This window comes from Pseudoalteromonas sp. SCSIO 43088 (assembly GCF_023650795.1).
Lineage (GTDB): Bacteria > Pseudomonadota > Gammaproteobacteria > Enterobacterales > Alteromonadaceae > Pseudoalteromonas > Pseudoalteromonas shioyasakiensis.
Genome location: NZ_CP072676.1, coordinates 510753 through 527185, shown reverse-complemented (window position 1 = coordinate 527185; position 16433 = coordinate 510753). Strand labels below are relative to the sequence as shown.

Below are 16433 nucleotides of genomic sequence, written 5' to 3'. Positions count from 1 at the left end.
GTAGACCAGTTTTATAATTCCTTAAATTTTAGTTAGTTACAAAAAAAGCGCATATTTAATGCGCTTTTTTGGTGCAATATTCAAGCAGTTTTTAAGTTCTAATCAGCTTGTTGCACTGCTTTGGGGAGAACAGCATTTAAGATAATCCCCAAAATTGCGCATAAGCTCACACCTTGCAAACTAAACTCATCACCACCGATATGCATGCCACCAATACCAAACACTAAAATCAGTGCGATGATAGTCAAGTTGCGAGGCGCGGTAAGATCTTCACCTGATTTAACTAAGGTATTTAAACCAACAACGGCGATAGAACCAAACAGTAAAATCATGATGCCGCCCATCACAGGAACCGGAATCGTTTGTAAACCCGCGCCCATTTTTGCCACAAACGCCAGCACAATTGCGATGATTGCGGTCCAAAGCATCACTCGAGGGTTGAAGTTACGTGTAAGCATTACCGCCCCCGTTACCTCAGAGTACGTTGTATTAGGTGGACCACCAAAAACCGATGCCGCAGAGGTTGCTAAGCCATCACCTAGTAAAGTGCGGTGTAAACCCGGTTTCTTTAAATAGTCTTTACCTGTTACTTGGCTAATAGCCATCATGTCGCCAATATGTTCAATTGCTGGCGCAATGGCCACAGGCACCATAAATAAAATAGCCTGCCATTTAAACTCAGGATAAGTAAATGCCGGTACCGCAAACCAGTTTGCTTCGGTGACCGCATTAAATTCAACAATACCTATAAATAACGAAGCAAGGTAACCTGCTACCACACCAGCAAGAATAGGAATAAGTTTAAATACACCTTTACCCCATACCGCAAAAATCAGCGTAACCAGTAATGATAAACCTGAAACCCAAATTGCTTGCTCATAAGGAACTAATTGTGCACTGCCATCCCCTGCTTTACCCATTGCCATATTCACAGCGACGGGGGCTAAGGCTAGACCAATCACCATGATCACAGGGCCAACAACCACAGGAGGTAACACTTTATGCAGTGCATTCACGCCTTTAAATTTTACAATTAAGCTAAGCGCAACATAGCAAAAACCTGCCACCATTAAACCGCCCATTGTTGCGGGAATGCCCCACATTTGTACCGAGGCGATAATAGGTGCAATGAAAGCAAAAGACGATGCTAAAAAGATAGGAACTTGGCCTTTAGTAACCACATGAAACAGCAAGGTTCCTAAGCCTGCGGTAAATAAAGCCACATTGGGATCAAGGCCTGTTAGTAACGGCACAAGTACTAGTGCACCAAATGCTACAAACAGCATTTGCGCGCCAGTTAGAATGGTTTTTAACGAAAATGTTTGATGATTTTCCACGTGAGCGCCTTACACTGTGCCAAAAATCTTGTCACCGGCATCTCCTAAGCCTGGAATGATATATCCTTTTTCGTTTAAGTGACTGTCTAAAGATGCTGTGAAAATTTCAACATCTGGGTGCGATGCAAGGGTTTTTTCTACGCCTTCTGGTGCTGCCACCAGTACAATCACTTTAATATCTTTACAACCTGCTTTTTTAAGCATGTCGATCGTTGCGATCATTGAACCACCGGTTGCTAGCATTGGGTCAATAACAAGGCTTAAACGCTCATCAATTTTACCAACCAGTTTTTCAAAATAAGGCACTGGCTCCAATGTTTCTTCGTTACGCTGAAGACCAACAACACTTACTTTTGCAGCAGGTAATAACTGCATAACACCATCCATCATACCAAGGCCGGCACGAAGAATAGGCACAACAGTAATTTTTTTACCTTTGATATGTTCTACATCTAATGTTGAACCATCCCACCCTGTGATTTGAACACTTTCTAATGGTAGGTTTTTTGTTGCTTCGTAAGTAAGCAAAGTACCTACTTCAGACGACAGCTCACGAAAACTTTTAGTGCTAATACCTTCTGCACGCATAAGGCCAAGTTTGTGTTGAACTAACGGATGAGTAATTACATGGATAGACATAAGTAGAACCTAAATGAGATAAATTACGCCTATTTTAGCGCAAAATAGTCTTCTCGACTGCAAAAAATGCATGTTCATCGCATTAATTCTTTGAATTGGTCTAAAATTACACTATCAGCTGCAAATATTAATTTTTTTGCAACAACACGCACCGGCAATGTTTAACATTTTATTTATTTTGGGCCTGCAGTAATGAAAACGTTTATCTTCACTTCGATACTACTTTTGTGTATTTGCCTACCGGTCCACAGTGAAACACTCGATATTCAAGTTATGGCAGACTTTGTTCCGCAAGATGGCGGTAACCCTGAAAATGAGGCCACCACGTTTTTGCTGGCTGCCGCAGCTGAATTAGGCGATGAAATCAGCCTACATTTTATACCTGCAAGCCGCTTAAGAGAGTGGCAGCAATTAAGAAAAATGAACAATGTTTGCTTGTACAATAAATTAAAAACCCCAGAGCGTGAAGCTCATGCTGTGTTTAGTCAGTACCCTCTGATGGCATTTCCTTCAAATAAACTGGTGGTATTTAATAAGCCCACCATTCCAGACGCTGTTACCTTACTACAAGCTATCTATTACTATGACTTAACAATTGGCGTCACCAAAGGCCGTTCATACTCAGAAGAGATTGATAAGTTTGTCCGTTTAAATGATGAGCACTTTTTTATACTCGATGGGGCAACAAATGCACCAAGGCTCGGGCAAATGTTATTTCAAAATAAAATTGATGCCGTTTTAGAATACCAAACTGTATTTAGCAACCGTTATAAACGTTTCCCCGGTCTGAGTAGTATTCGTTACATCAGCCTTAAACCAGAAAAAGCCGCCGTGTTTGGTTATATTGCTTGTTCACCAACAGAGGTCGGCAAACAAGCAATCGCGCTGTTCAATAAAGCGCTTAAAACTGAAAAGGTACGAACTTTAATTAGTGAGCGCCTGATGGAGTTATTTCACGAAGGTGAAAACACACAAATTGTAAATGCCTTCAATGCAGCGTTTGAGCACTAAGCCGATAAAATCTGCTCCATAACCCAACTTGTGTGTAGTGCGCTCTCACCAGTTGATGGATGAGGTTGCTGAGCATGAAAATAGTTCGCCATGTTTTCAACATGATATTGTTGAATATGCGCAGGGTTATCAATTACGAACTGTTGTTTGCCCTGTGCGTTGTTAAGCACAATCGGTTTTTCGTCAAACACACTAAAGCTAAGCTCGCCTTCACTGCCATAAATCACCACATCATCAAAACGATTTGCTGAAGCAAAGTTCCAGCTCCCGGTGCCGGTAACACCAGATTGATGCTGCCAGTGCGCGGTAATAGCATCGAATGCTGAATATAAGCCCTGTTGATTAGCACATAAACCATGCACCGTACTAAAGTCACCTAAAAGGTAGGCAAGTAAATCAAGACCATGGCTGGCTAAATCGTCGAAGTAACCTCCTCGTGCCACATTTTGATCTGTGCGCCAGTTGTACTCACCCGATAAATCAAGAGCGTTAGGAGCTTTACTTAAATGCCAACTAACATGACGAGGCTTACCAATCGCACCTTGTTCTAATAACTGTTTAACGTGATTAAAGCGTGGTAATGAACGGCGATAATAAGACACAAATAGCGGCTGTTTAGCCTCTTTAAACGCTGCGACAATATCAAGGCTGTCTTGATAACTTGGCGTCAGTGGCTTTTCAATACAACACGGTTTACCTGCCGCAGCAACCTCAAGAGCATACGCTTTATGGCTATCTGGCGGCGTGGCAATATACACTGCATCAACACTGGTATCGTTAATGAGTTCGCTTGGCGATGCGAACACCTTTGCGACATTATGGCGTTTAGCGTAATCATGGGCTTTTTCTAAGTCGCGGCGTGTCACCCCAATAAGCGCAATACCTTCTGCTTGTTGATAAGCAGGGCCGCTTTTCACTTCGGTTACAGCACCACAGCCGATAATGGCAAATCGCATTGGCTTATTCATTGCTAATCCTTTATTTTTAAATACGTTACAAATTGCTGCTGCATGTAGCCGTTTATTTTTGCATGATCAGGGCTCCAACCTGCTAAAAAGCGATAAAAATCGCTCCATGCGTAACACCAAAGCGCTCGCCAACTGCTAACAACATGCGCTGGGTTTACATTCGGTTGATAACGTTTTAGTGCCTGTATGAGGGTGTCAAAATAGCGATTTAAATAGTCATCTGCAACTGATTTTAATGCCGTATCATCTAAGCAACTGCCTAAAAAATACATTACATCAATCACCCCAACACCCTTGCCAACATATTGAAAATCATAGCCAAGAACATGCTGGTTTTGTGGCGCAATCGCAAAATTGGCAAGCTTAGCATCACCATGAATTAACGTTTGATATGGTGACTCACTCAGCGCAATATCAATAGCGTGCGCCTGCGCTTTTAAGCTTAAATCGCTCATGCGTTGTAGCTCATCAGGCCGCGTTGCTAAATGCCAATAACTACCGCGAGGCCAAAGGCCATCGGCAGAGCTTGCTAAATGAAAAGCATGAAAGTGTGCAAGCCAGTTTATAATTGCTTCAATGTCATTGTGTGTAGCACTTGCAGGCTGGTAGCCAAGCGCACTGAAATCACTAAATAGCAGTGCTTGCTTACTGCCCTCTTGGATTGCCTCAATACAGTGGATAGCCGCAGCTTCATGGGGTAATTGCTCTGCGTAATGCCTATACCAATTAAATTCGACTAAGTAAGATTGGCGCTTTCTGGCAAGCGCTAAATCACTTTGTTTTATACGACTATGATTGATCTGGTTAGGCACTTCAATCGCTTTAATTACCGCAGCAGTACCATTCGTTTGGCAACGAATAATCTCACCGCATCCACTCCATACTGATGCAGCTTGCTGTAGCTCTGTAATATTTGAAAAGTGACAAGTAACGAATTGCCTAAGATCCATAACGCTCTGTAATTTATATAAACCGATGGCAATGGTAGGTGATATTGGCTATTGGCACAACGGCCTATAGGCAATAAAAAACCCGTGCTAAGCACGGGTTTTCGAAGATAAAGTCCTAATACTGCTCAGGACTTGCATTGTTGAATTACTCGTTTACCACACTTTTAAGTGGGTTAACTGGCTTTGCATTGTCATCCAGTAGGTTCATATCAAAGTCAAACTCATCAACACGAATCGCTTTTTCACGCTTCTTGTTGTAATCAATCAGTTTTGCATATTCTTCTTCGTTGATAACACTTGCAACAAGTGCATTATCAAGCGTTTCTGCAAAACGAACGCCCGGCTTAATAGTTTTAGCACGCAGAGCTTTTTTAACTTTCTTAAGTAAATCAAGGCACGCCATTTTCGCTTTGTACGCTTGCTCATTGATGTAATGACCATCACCTTCAATTGGTTTAACCAAGTGAGTGATTTGCGCTTTAAATGCGGTATCCATTTGCGCTTGAGTCGCAAGTTCACGGATTAAATCATCACTGATCTTAGGCATTTTCATTGAGTAGTTCATCGTAATGAAACGCATAAATTTACGAGTACCACTTGCAGGGAAGTTATCTAAGAACTTATGCAATGCTTCTTCAGCGCTTTGTAGTGCAAAGCGAGTCGCATAGTGGAAGTAAGGCGCAGCTTGCTCACGTTCACTGCTTGCTACTTTTTGCTCGTAGTATTTAATTGATGCCATCGCCGCATATAAGAAGCTCATTACGTCGCCTAAACGTGCAGATAACATTTCTGCTTGTTTAAGTTTGCCACCTAGTACCAATAACGAGAAGTCAGCGTAAACTGCAAGTTTTGCAGATAATTTATGCGCTGCTTTTTCGTATTCACGTACTTCTGGTAGTGACGATTTAGCACCCGCAGTAAACGGTAATACGCCTAAACGGAAAGCTCGTAAGCTATTAGCTACGCTGTAACCCACTGTTTTACGTAAGATGCTGTTGAATTCTTTATCTGCATTTTTGTCTTCGCTGTGGATAGACTCAACCATAGATTGCAGGTAAGGGTGACAACGCATTACACCTTGACCAAAAATCATAAGGTTACGAGTAAGAATGTTTGCACCTTCAACCGTGATTGCGATTGGTTGTGCAACATAACCACTTGCTAATGTATTTTGCGGACCATTTTGAATTGCTTTACCTGCTTGAATATCCATTGCTGAATCAAGCACGTTACGACCAATTTCAGTCATGTGGTATTTAGCAATCGCAGTAACTACTGATGGTTTTAAGCCCATGCCTAAACCTTCTGTTGTTAATACACGCATTGCTTCTTGAAGGTAAGTTTTACCTGCGATATCAGCAAGCTTCTCTTGGATACCTTCGAATTGACCAATCGCCAGACCAAACTGCTCACGCACTGCTGCGTACTCAGAAGCACCTTTGAATGCCACTTGTGATGAACTAACACCAAGTGCAGGTAATGAGATACCACGGCCTGCACCTAAACAGCTAACCAGCATCTGCCAGCCACGGCCGATGTTCTTTTGACCACCAATGATGAAGTCCATTGGTACAAATACTTTTTCGCCGCGAGTCGTACCGTTGTAAAAACGGATGCCCATAGGATCATGACGATTACCAAGTTCAACACCTGGGTGATCTTTAGGAATAAGCGCACAGGTAATACCTAGGTTTTCTTTGCCACCGAGTAAACCGTCAGGGTCAACTACTTTAAATGCTAAACCTAATACTGTCGCAATTGGCGCAAGTGTGATGTAGCGTTTGTCCCAGGTAATTTCTAAACCTAATACTTCTTCGCCATTGAACTGACCACGTTTAACAACACCGATATCTGGAATACCACCCGCATCTGAACCCGCTTCTGGGCTAGTTAGTGCGAAACATGGAATATCACGACCATTTGCAAGACGTGGTAAGTAGTGATCTTGTTGCTCTTTAGTACCAAAGTGAAGTAATAGCTCACCTGGACCTAATGAGTTAGGAACCATCACGGTTACCGCAACCGCAGAACTCTTAGTCGCGATAGTCGCAACGATTGTAGAGTTTGCATAAGGGCTAAATTCTAAACCGCCGAATGATTTAGGAATGATAAGCGAGAAAAAACGCTCTTTTTTCAAGAAATCAAGAATGTAGTCAGGAAGATGAACACCGTTTTGAATTTCAGAATCATCAATCATTGATAATAATTCTTTCACTGGGCCATCTAAGAATGCTTGCTCTTCAGCGCTCAGCTTAGCTGCTGGCACGTCACGAAGTGCATCGAAATCAGGTTTACCTTGGTAGATTGAACCTTCTAACCAAACATCACCCGCATCTAACGCTTCTTGTTCTGTAATTGAAATACTAGGTAATACTTTTTTTAATTTTGTACGTAAGCTCATAATAAACTCATCCGACCAGATAGTAATACCTACATTACGTCATAAAACGAGCAATAGATCAATTGGTCCAACCAGTTTTTTTAACATTTTTTTATATTTATTTTTTCTTTGCACGCTAAGCACTTGAATACAATGGGTTTACACGTGTACGCTCAAACGCCTTTTTTTATCCCGAAATGGTTAACAACTAAAGGCTGAAAACAAAAAGCCCAACTAAAAAGTTGGGCTTAGGTATAAATACTGAAGGAATGGCTTATAGCTCATCTTCGATAGGGAATAACGAAATAAACCACACTTGAAAGCGTCGCCACGAAGACGTTTGTGGTTCTTCATCAAACTGCTCATTACTCACTGTGTCGAGCCAAACTAAGTCATTATCTTTGAGCTCGACTTTCCAGGCATATTCAGGCATTTGCGTATCAACCCAATGGGCCAAAAAGCGGCTAAGCTTTTCGCTTTCGATTAATACGCCCATCTCGGTATTTAAATCAAGCGAGCGAGGGTCGAGGTTCATGGTGCCCACAAAAATCTTTTCATCATCAAAGGTCATGGTTTTTGCGTGTAAACTTGCTTGTGATGACCCAGTTACTTTACGCCCCGCTTTGCGCTTAATGGCCATTAAGTCACTGGGTTTTAACTCCCACAGCTTAACCCCACCCTTTATAAGATCTTCTCGGTACTTTTTATAACCAGCATGCACCGCGGATACATCGGTAGCAGCTAAAGAGTTAGTCAGCACAGTGACATCAACTCCCTGCTTTGCCCAATTGGTTAGTAATTTAACGCCCTGCTCACGAGGAATAAAATACGGCGACACTATTATTGCTTTTTGTTTCGGCTCGCCCATTTCTTTAAACAACATTGGCGACATATTGGCCGATTTTTCACTGACGTCGTTCATCACCTTATCGGGGTGATCATAAAACAACACAGACTTTTGCCAATCGAATTCTATTTCATCGTGCAACAAGCGTTTTACAAACTCACTTTCACGTAATTGTTCAACATAATTACTTTGCTGGTTTTGCTCAACATAGGTCGATAAGGTTTTAGTGATATCAATAAGTGATTGCTCATCTCGTGAACCATGTAAATCTTCAACAGGGTAAGACAGCTGATGATTCCAATATAGATCAAATGCCTTTGATGCCTCTGGCACAATCTCGCCAACACTCATAACATCTAAATCAATAAATTCAGAATGATCTTCAGCCGAGAAATACGCATTGCCTATGTTGCGCCCACCGGTGATAAAAATCCGATTATCAACAATAAAACTCTTGTTATGCATACGTCGTGAAAGCTGGCTAAAGTTGGTAACAAAACCAAGCGCTCTAAAACGACGGTTAGGAAATGGATTAAATAATCGAACTTCAATATTAGGGTGAACAGCCAGTGCAGCTAAATCAAGCTCACTGTCGGCTTGCGATAAGTCATCAAGCAACAAGCGAATTCTTACCCCCCTATCTGCGGCTTTTAATAAAAAGGCCGTAAATAAAATGGTGGTTTGCTGCCTATGGTATAAATAGTATTGCACATCAATAGTGTGCTCTGCAGAATCAATGAGCGCTAACCTAGCTACAAAGGCATCGACCCCATCTGCTAAAGGATAAAACCCTGATAACCCAGGATGATTATTACCCACTGCATCTCCTATGGTACTGGGTGTATCCGCTGCAATGGCATAGCTTGGTTGAATGGACTCTCGTGAAGGTAACTGCGCACAGCCCGCGGTGATTAAAATGAGTACTGCACAAAAAAGTGATTTTGAAGAGTCTATTATCATGGCTTCCTACCAATGACCGTGTGATACACGTATCTGCTTTGTTATAACCCTAATAAATGAAGGAGTTAAAAGCAAATAAAAACTCGTAAGTATGGGGATAAATTAGAAGAATTAAACAAAGGAAAAATAGTTAAGCAAACATGCTTAAGAGCAAGTAATTAAGCTACTTGCTCAGTGATATCTGCAATTTCGATCAGTTTGCGATTAAGAATTTTTTTACAACAACCACAACACTTGCCACACTGGCTACCCACTTGCAGTTCTTTTGATAAATCGCGCATCGTCATAGCGCCATCATCAATTGTTTGTTCGATTTTTTTATCAGTCACACCATGACATAAACAGATATACATGAATGCAAACCACTCTCATTTCTCTTGATGGTCAGCATATTAATCTAAACGGTAATAGTTCGCAATAGTGTTATAGGCAATATTTGCATAACTTTTATACCAAAATTTCCAAAATGGCACACAACTAAAAATTTTCCCTTACGATTTGGGCAGTTAGTTAAAAGCGAGCAAAGAAAAAATTTTTATTTTTTTGGTATTGTTCTGCTCTAAAAGTGAGCTATTCCTTATGCTGGATTTCAAGTAATTAGTTTTGATAAATAAACCATTTTTAGATAACACAACAAAGCGCCTCGGCAATTGGTAATAAAGAACTGCTTTTGCTATTTTACGCTTAATACTAAATCAGCAATCGAGGACACATGGAAGCGCCTACTTTTGAATTAACCCGTGATAACTTTAACTCAATCTTTTTTCAGACTTTCATAAAAACGAAAGTGCAACCTGAAATACCTATTTTGAGATGCGCAGTCCCTTTACCTAAAGCACAGAAATTCAAAGCAAAATTAATTACTGCCGTTATTTTCATTATTGCATGTCACCTTGTTTGGAAAACACAATCCGGTGCAGGTGCAATTGCCGCTGTGGTCATTACTTATCTCAGTTATTTTTTAATTCAGATGTTTATTGCCAATAAGCGTTATTTCATCCATGAATCTCCCTTGTGCGAAATTAAAATAAACAAAGAACAGGTTTACCTGCCTGCACTTTTATTCGATGACAGAAAAGCACGAACACTTAAAAGAGAAGATTTACTTAATGTTGAGGCCGTATGGAATTTTACACGCACCAAAAGCGGCTACGATATTAACGATCCACAACCTAGGCGTGCCTATATATTTTCTGTTATTTTTAAAACTCGCTATGGTGATTCAATTCCTTTAAATGACTGGAGCTTAGAACATCCTGAGCTTTTCAAGACACTTGTTGAGTATGATTACCCAGTAACTATGATCAGAACAGCCAAACGCGGGTCACCAATAACAGTTCACATAAAATGGTTCTTCCTATTTACCTTTATATGTACTCTCATCTACTCACTTACAAAGTATGTGATTTAGCGGACTTATAAATATTCAATTGGCAAAGTAACTGCGAACAAGCGCTTTGCCTTAAACTTAGGCTTTATTGTTAAACAGCATACCAGAGTGATTACTAGAAGTAGGAGCAAACAATGAGTTTATCATCGTAGAAACATTACTTTTTACGGCAAGCTGGACTGCATTTATTTCTTCATCAAGTTGTTTATTAAGCTCTAGTAACTCACTTTCTCGTTGTTCTGGAGCTAGGTCTTTGTTGCTTTTTAAACTATTAATCTTATTTTGTAACTCCTTTATTTTTACTACTAGCTCTTGTTGTGTTTGTGATGTCTTTGATTGAGCTTCTGCTTGTGGATCAGAATCAACGCCCGCTTCTAGTTGTTTAGAGCCTTGAAGGTCTGTTGCCTTTTCACTAGCTGGTTTTAGCTCATTTTTATTTTGCTGATCTAATAATGGCTCTTTTAGGAATGAGGGTGTGTACGAAGTTAGCTGCATAGTTTTCCTATCGTTAATTTTTTGACGTTTAGCTATAAACCTTTTGAAAACAAAATAGATGCACAATCCGTACCTATTTACCACCCAAAACTTTTTATGTTGCTAAGCATGTTTTTTCCTTTAAAGTTAGCGATATTAAACTTTAACTATTAATCCCCTCTTTCAACAAACCAATACTAAAGAACCAGTTTTTAACTTTTAAATAACCTTTTGTGATCTCTTTTTAAACACCTGCCGTAAGCCTTATTGAAATGGACACGTCGTAACGTCCGAACATACAAAGATATAAGGAAGAACGATGAAATACATACTCCTGGCTAGCAGCTTACTTTTTCTCACCGCGTGTAGCGATGATGATGACGATAATACCGAAGTTGTTACCCCTCCCCCAGTTCAAGAATTCACTCCAAGTAAAACCTATTCTGTAACTTTAAGTGGCAAACAAGAAGTGCCAATGAATGACTCAATGCAAACAGCGACTGCAACGGTAGAGCTTGACGAAAGTTTAATGCAATTTCGTGCAACACTTGATGCAAGCTCAGTCGACGGTTTTAGCGCAGCACACATACACGACGGTGATTTAGGCGCTAATGGTGATGTTGCTTTTGCATTTGAAGCCACTACCGATGGTATGTATGAAGTCGCAATTACCGACCTTGATGAAAGCTTGATTGCTGATTTAATGGATGGCGATTGGTACATTAACCTTCATACCGAACAATATGCAAACGGCGAACTTCGTGCGCAAATTGTGCCTGATACAACCAGCATCATCACGTTTGTTTTAAATGGCGATCAGCAAGTGCCTATGAACGACAGTGACGCAATGGGTTACGGCTATGCATCTTATGATAGCGCCACGACAGAATTACGACTTCGTGCGGTGACTATGGGTGTTGATGACGCTACAGCAGCTCACATCCATACAGGAAAATTAGGTTCAAATGGTGATGTATTTGTGACTTTAGAGCAAGACGACGAAGTCATGACTGACTGGGTTGTACCTGAAGATACCATGATAGACAGCGACACTCTGGCAGTACTTTTAGACGGCGGTCACTATGTTAACGTTCACACACCAGAATTTGCCGGTGGCGAAATTCGCGGCCAAATCTTAACAGACAACTATGCAGTTGCGACCTTTGACTTGAGTGGTGCACAAGAAGTGCCTATGGTCAGCACCATGGCTGATGGTGATGGTTATGCCCTTGTTGATACAACAGACTACAGTGTAGAGCTTACTGTTGTCACGTCAGGCTTAGACGATGCAAGTGCTGCGCATATTCATACAGGTCGTATCGGTACTAATGGCGATGTATTAGTAGCTCTTGAACAATCAATGGACGACAGTAACGTCTGGATGACACCAAGCAACACGCAAATCAATGCAGATATTTTTGCAGTGCTGGCTTCTGGCGGTCACTATGTCAATGTTCATACACCTGCTAATGCTGGCGGCGAGCTTCGTGGGCAAATCCTAACCAGTAACTATGGCTTTACGAGTTTTAAACTAAGCGGTGAGCAAGAAGTTCCTGCCATCGAATCTGATGCAAGTGGTGAAGGTTATGCATTAATTAACATGGATAACTATGCCTTAGAGCTATTAGTAAACACAATGGGTGTTGATGATGCGACAGGTGCACACATTCACACTGGCCGAATTGGCACGAATGGCGACGTACTCGTTGCACTTGAGCAGTCAACAACTGACGCAGGCATGTGGATGACACCAGCAAATACCATGATCAACGCAGAGATATTTGAGGTACTTGCATCAGGAGGTCATTACGTTAACGTGCATACGCCTGCTAACATGGGTGGCGAAATTAGAGGTCAGATCCTAACAGACAACTATCAGCTCGTTACTTTCCCACTCAGTGGTATGCAAGAAGTTCCAGCGGTTGATACGATGGCATCAGGTAGTGGTTATGCCTTAGTCAATATGGATAATTACCATCTAGAATTAAGAGCGTTAACCGAAGGTGTGAGTGATGCTACTGCTGCCCACATTCATACAGGTCGTATAGGCACCAATGGCGACGTTCTTGCCGCGTTAGAGCAATCAAGCGATAACATGAACCAGTGGCAAACACCTGAAAACACCATGATCAATGCAGATATTTTTGCAGTACTCGCATCAGGTGGTCACTACGTTAATGTGCATACTCCAGCTAACCCAAGTGGTGAACTACGCGGTCAAATCCTTACCGACAACTATGTGTTTGTAACCTTTCCGCTAAGTGGTGAACAAGAAGTACCCGCGGTCACAACGGATGCATCTGGTGATGGTTATGCGCTAGTGAATACCAATGATTACAGTGTTGAGCTGCAAGTACTAACATCGGGTGTAAGCGATGCAACTGCAGCCCATATTCATACCGGTGTAGCCGGTGAAAATGGCCCTGTGTTAGCTCCTCTTGTGCAAGACAGTGATGACATGAATCGCTGGATGAGCAGCACAGGCTTAATGATAGATGCCGATATCTTTTCAGTTTTAGCTTCAGGCGGTCATTATGTAAACATTCATACGCCTGCAAATCCAAGCGGTGAGATACGAGGCCAAATTCAATAATTTTATAGAGTCAGAGGCCAATATTTTTGGCCTCTTTTCGTTACTTTCCTCGCTCAATTAATCTCACAATAGCACCCCTCAGCATCTGAGTTAATAAACTGGCTATTAAAACCCGCACGTAAGTTTGCAATTACTAGCTCAACAAAGCCATTCTGACTGGAACAGGCGAGTCCTTTTGATAATGGCCCTGCATACACAAGTTGTTGATTTTCTGAAACAAGTACTGCGGCAGGTTGAGCGGGTAATATTGCAGCAACCGCAGATGTTGGTTTAAGTTTTATTACTTTAATACCTTGCTCTGCTGCATAGCTGCTAAGGCTTGTTATGTGCGGTTGTGAACGCTCTGAGCATACACAGGTATTTTCATCAATAATGTACAAGGTATCTGTATTTGTGGTGCCAAGCCCCATATTTTGTTGAAAAGCAGGTAACCAATTTGCTGTGGCTAGCTTTTTATCTGGATCAAAGGAGCTTGCTTGTTGAGAATAAGCAAACACCAAGGCTAATGCCACAGAGGCAACCCAAAGTAGAGTTGCCATTATCAGCCATTTGCTATTTGAATTTAGCAATACCTTGCTCCAGTACATCGATACTTACATCAATTAACTGTACGCGATCGGTGAGCTTTTCAATCATCAAGTTGTCGTTGGCTTGGTTAGCAATTAAGGCTTGTGAGTTCTCGGCAATAGCACGTGTATTACCCGCTTGATTTTGCACTACAAGAGCAACCGATTGTGAGCTACTTGCGGCAACATTCACCTGCTCTGTCATCTCGGTAATTTGCAGTTTCATCTGCGAACTAATGGCCGACAACTGCTCTATAAGCGCAACACTACCCTGCATAGACTTGGTTGATGAGGCACTGTTTTGCATCAAGCTTTCAAGCGTATTAGTTATTTTATCCGTCGTGTTTTTACTGCGTGTTGCCAAGTTTCTAACTTCATCAGCCACTACCGCAAAGCCGCGGCCTTGTTCACCTGCACGTGCAGCTTCAATTGCAGCGTTAAGCGCAAGTAAATTCGTTTGCTCAGCAATTGACGAAATTTCATTAAGTAATTCTGAGATATGCGAACATGCACTCACCAGTTGGCCTATATTTTGATCTGCTTCTTGAAGGTTATTAGCAAGCTCAGCCGTTTTGCTGTCTGTATTCGCCACTTCATTTAATGCCTCTGTAGCACTTAAATGGAGCTGCTCAAACTGTGTTTGTAGCTCATTACTTTCTTGTTCAACATGAGCAAAGCCTTCGGCGACTCGTTCACCTGACTGCGCGATATCGGTCGATAGCTGCTCACGATTAAGTGCTTGCTCATGCAATTCGTCGTGTACTTCAAGTAATTGTTTAGACTGGTTTTTTAAAACACTACTTTGGCTTTGAACATCACCAATCACGCTCGATACAAAACCTAGTAAGCGGTTAAAACCCGCCACGGCTTCACTGTGGCTATCATCCGCTCTTAAGCTAATATTTATGCTGTTTTCGTCGGCCATTATCTGCTCTGTAGTTGTGCTTAACGATAAGCCAGAACTACGTTCAAGATGAAGGGTTTTTGCAATGTAGCCAGCTACAATCGCTTCAACAATGGCATACACGGCATGGATAAGTACGGTGCTAAAATACAATCGATCTGGGTCAAAAACGTATAAACCGACTTCGTTTATCTGTAAAAAGTAAAAGCTCAAATGGTGAACTGCCACAAAAGCAAGTGCAGTAATAAACACGCGCCATTCAACAAACATGATCAACACGGCCATTAAAATAAATATTTCAAAGTGAACTTCAATTAAGCCGTAGCTTTGTTGGATGTGTAAAAACGAAAACATCATGCAACCGGCAGCCACAACATGGGCTGTTAATTTGCTCGTTGGGTATTGATGGAGCATCCAAAGCGGTAAAGATAGCAATAATAAACCGGTTACCACACCTGTAATTAGGGTCGAATAGATAAAACCTAAAACTAAAGATTCAACAAACAATAAAAGGAACAAATAAGTAAAAAGGCGGCGCACACTCGTCATAGATAAAGCCTTAATTATTAAATAATATACAAAAATACAATTAATCGAGCCAATACGGTTTGATGCGCATCATGGTTCACTTTATTAATTGCAATAATGCTCTAAATTGATCAGTCCCTGCTTTTTCTAGCCATTGAAATATCAAACTTTCTGTACAAGTAATAATAGCACCTGCTGCCGATAGCTGCTTAATTGCTAACTCTTTGTGTTTTTCGTTACGTGATGCAATGGCATCTTCCACTACAAACACTTGGTAACCATTGGCAATTAAGTCTAAACATGTTTGCAGTACACACACATGCGACTCTGTACCCGTTACCACTATTTGCTTACGGTTAAAGCCAGCCAGTAGGTTGTTAAATTGAACCTCTTGGCATGCGCTAAAATGTATTTTGTGATAGCAGTTAGTGCCACTTATAAAAGGTAAAAGCTGTTCACTACTTTTACCTAACTTGGTTGGGTTTTGTTCGGTAAATAAATAGGGAATATCTAAAGCTTTAGCTGCTTTTATTAACTTTTCGGTCTGATTAACAGCTAAGCCAAAGTCGTTAATTACCGGTTCAAGCCCTGCCTGAAGGTCAATAATCAATAACAATGCATTACTTTTTTGGCTTATAAATGAATGGCGCATCACGTTCTCAAATTGCTGATAATTGAACTAGTTATAGCATAGGTTTCAGTTTCAGCAACAAGTAGACCTTATTACTATTTTTTCTTTTCAGAACCATTAATTACGGTCATAATTGTGCTATATTTTGTTAAAAATTATGCGCAAATAATAATTTAGGGTTAATCAGTCAGTGCCTAAACTTTTTCTTTTGATTTTCAGTTTGCTGTTCTTCACGCTTTCCTCTTCGGCGTTGGC

Annotated in this window: 14 protein-coding genes; 3 read left to right on the top strand and 11 right to left on the bottom strand. The window is 41.1% G+C overall.

The features are described from left to right. Nucleotides 1-98 precede the first annotated feature (98 nt). Together J8Z28_RS20110 and upp are read right to left on the bottom strand one after the other, a co-directional pair. Entirely contained in the window at nucleotides 99-1337 is a 1239-nt protein-coding gene (locus tag J8Z28_RS20110) for a uracil-xanthine permease family protein (protein ID WP_062565731.1), read from the bottom strand. Nucleotides 1338-1346: 9 nt separating this feature from the next. Then, nucleotides 1347-1976 (bottom strand): uracil phosphoribosyltransferase, encoded by a 630-nt coding sequence (upp, locus tag J8Z28_RS20105; protein ID WP_250660441.1) that lies wholly within the window; start codon nucleotides 1974-1976, stop codon nucleotides 1347-1349. A 192-nt stretch (nucleotides 1977-2168) separates the two neighbouring features. Here upp and J8Z28_RS20100 point away from each other — a divergent pair, with 192 nt between their 5' ends. Then, nucleotides 2169-2987: a hypothetical protein gene (locus J8Z28_RS20100; protein ID WP_063528265.1), complete on the top strand. Its 819-nt coding sequence runs from the start codon at nucleotides 2169-2171 to the stop codon at nucleotides 2985-2987. Here J8Z28_RS20100 and J8Z28_RS20095 read toward each other — a convergent pair. The 5 genes from J8Z28_RS20095 to J8Z28_RS20075 all read right to left on the bottom strand — a co-directional run bounded on the left by J8Z28_RS20095 (nucleotide 2984) and on the right by J8Z28_RS20075 (nucleotide 9445). Next, complete coding sequence (locus tag J8Z28_RS20095; protein WP_250660440.1) at nucleotides 2984-3955, bottom strand: Gfo/Idh/MocA family protein; 972 nt, start codon at nucleotides 3953-3955, stop codon at nucleotides 2984-2986. The two genes, J8Z28_RS20100 and J8Z28_RS20095, sit on opposite strands and share 4 nt — an antisense overlap. Before the next feature lie 2 nt (nucleotides 3956-3957). After that, nucleotides 3958-4905, bottom strand: a complete 948-nt coding sequence (locus tag J8Z28_RS20090) for a phosphotransferase (RefSeq protein ID WP_250660439.1) — start codon at nucleotides 4903-4905, stop codon at nucleotides 3958-3960. A gap of 145 nt (nucleotides 4906-5050) precedes the next feature. Next, nucleotides 5051-7306, bottom strand: coding sequence for an acyl-CoA dehydrogenase (locus tag J8Z28_RS20085; protein ID WP_250660438.1), 2256 nt, complete (start codon nucleotides 7304-7306; stop codon nucleotides 5051-5053). A gap of 253 nt (nucleotides 7307-7559) precedes the next feature. Then, complete coding sequence (locus J8Z28_RS20080; protein ID WP_250660437.1) at nucleotides 7560-9092, bottom strand: phospholipase D family protein; 1533 nt, start codon at nucleotides 9090-9092, stop codon at nucleotides 7560-7562. Nucleotides 9093-9250: 158 nt separating this feature from the next. After that, entirely contained in the window at nucleotides 9251-9445 is a 195-nt protein-coding gene (locus J8Z28_RS20075) for a (2Fe-2S)-binding protein (RefSeq protein WP_054554573.1), read from the bottom strand. 359 nt (nucleotides 9446-9804) lie between these two features. Between J8Z28_RS20075 and J8Z28_RS20070 the strand changes: the two genes are divergently transcribed. Further along, the gene (locus J8Z28_RS20070; protein ID WP_250660436.1) at nucleotides 9805-10503 is read left to right on the top strand and encodes a hypothetical protein; all 699 of its coding nucleotides are present in this window, start codon (nucleotides 9805-9807) and stop codon (nucleotides 10501-10503) included. Between the two features lie 57 nt (nucleotides 10504-10560). Here the strand turns inward: J8Z28_RS20070 and J8Z28_RS20065 are convergent, their stop codons facing one another. Continuing rightward, the gene (locus J8Z28_RS20065) at nucleotides 10561-10977 is read right to left on the bottom strand and encodes a hypothetical protein (RefSeq protein ID WP_250660435.1); all 417 of its coding nucleotides are present in this window, start codon (nucleotides 10975-10977) and stop codon (nucleotides 10561-10563) included. Nucleotides 10978-11275: 298 nt separating this feature from the next. On the opposite strand from J8Z28_RS20065, the gene J8Z28_RS20060 reads away from it, so the two are divergent. Continuing rightward, complete coding sequence (locus tag J8Z28_RS20060) at nucleotides 11276-13549, top strand: CHRD domain-containing protein (RefSeq protein WP_250660434.1); 2274 nt, start codon at nucleotides 11276-11278, stop codon at nucleotides 13547-13549. Nucleotides 13550-13602: 53 nt separating this feature from the next. Here J8Z28_RS20060 and J8Z28_RS20055 read toward each other — a convergent pair whose 3' ends face one another. From J8Z28_RS20055 to J8Z28_RS20045, 3 genes are all read right to left on the bottom strand, one after another. Next, nucleotides 13603-14088, bottom strand: coding sequence for a DUF6436 domain-containing protein (locus J8Z28_RS20055; RefSeq protein ID WP_250660433.1), 486 nt, complete (start codon nucleotides 14086-14088; stop codon nucleotides 13603-13605). A 13-nt stretch (nucleotides 14089-14101) separates the two neighbouring features. Then, the gene (locus J8Z28_RS20050; protein ID WP_250660432.1) at nucleotides 14102-15568 is read right to left on the bottom strand and encodes a methyl-accepting chemotaxis protein; all 1467 of its coding nucleotides are present in this window, start codon (nucleotides 15566-15568) and stop codon (nucleotides 14102-14104) included. Between the two features lie 76 nt (nucleotides 15569-15644). Beyond that, nucleotides 15645-16199, bottom strand: coding sequence for an isochorismatase family protein (locus J8Z28_RS20045; protein ID WP_063529724.1), 555 nt, complete (start codon nucleotides 16197-16199; stop codon nucleotides 15645-15647). Between the last annotated feature and the right edge of the window lie 234 nt (nucleotides 16200-16433).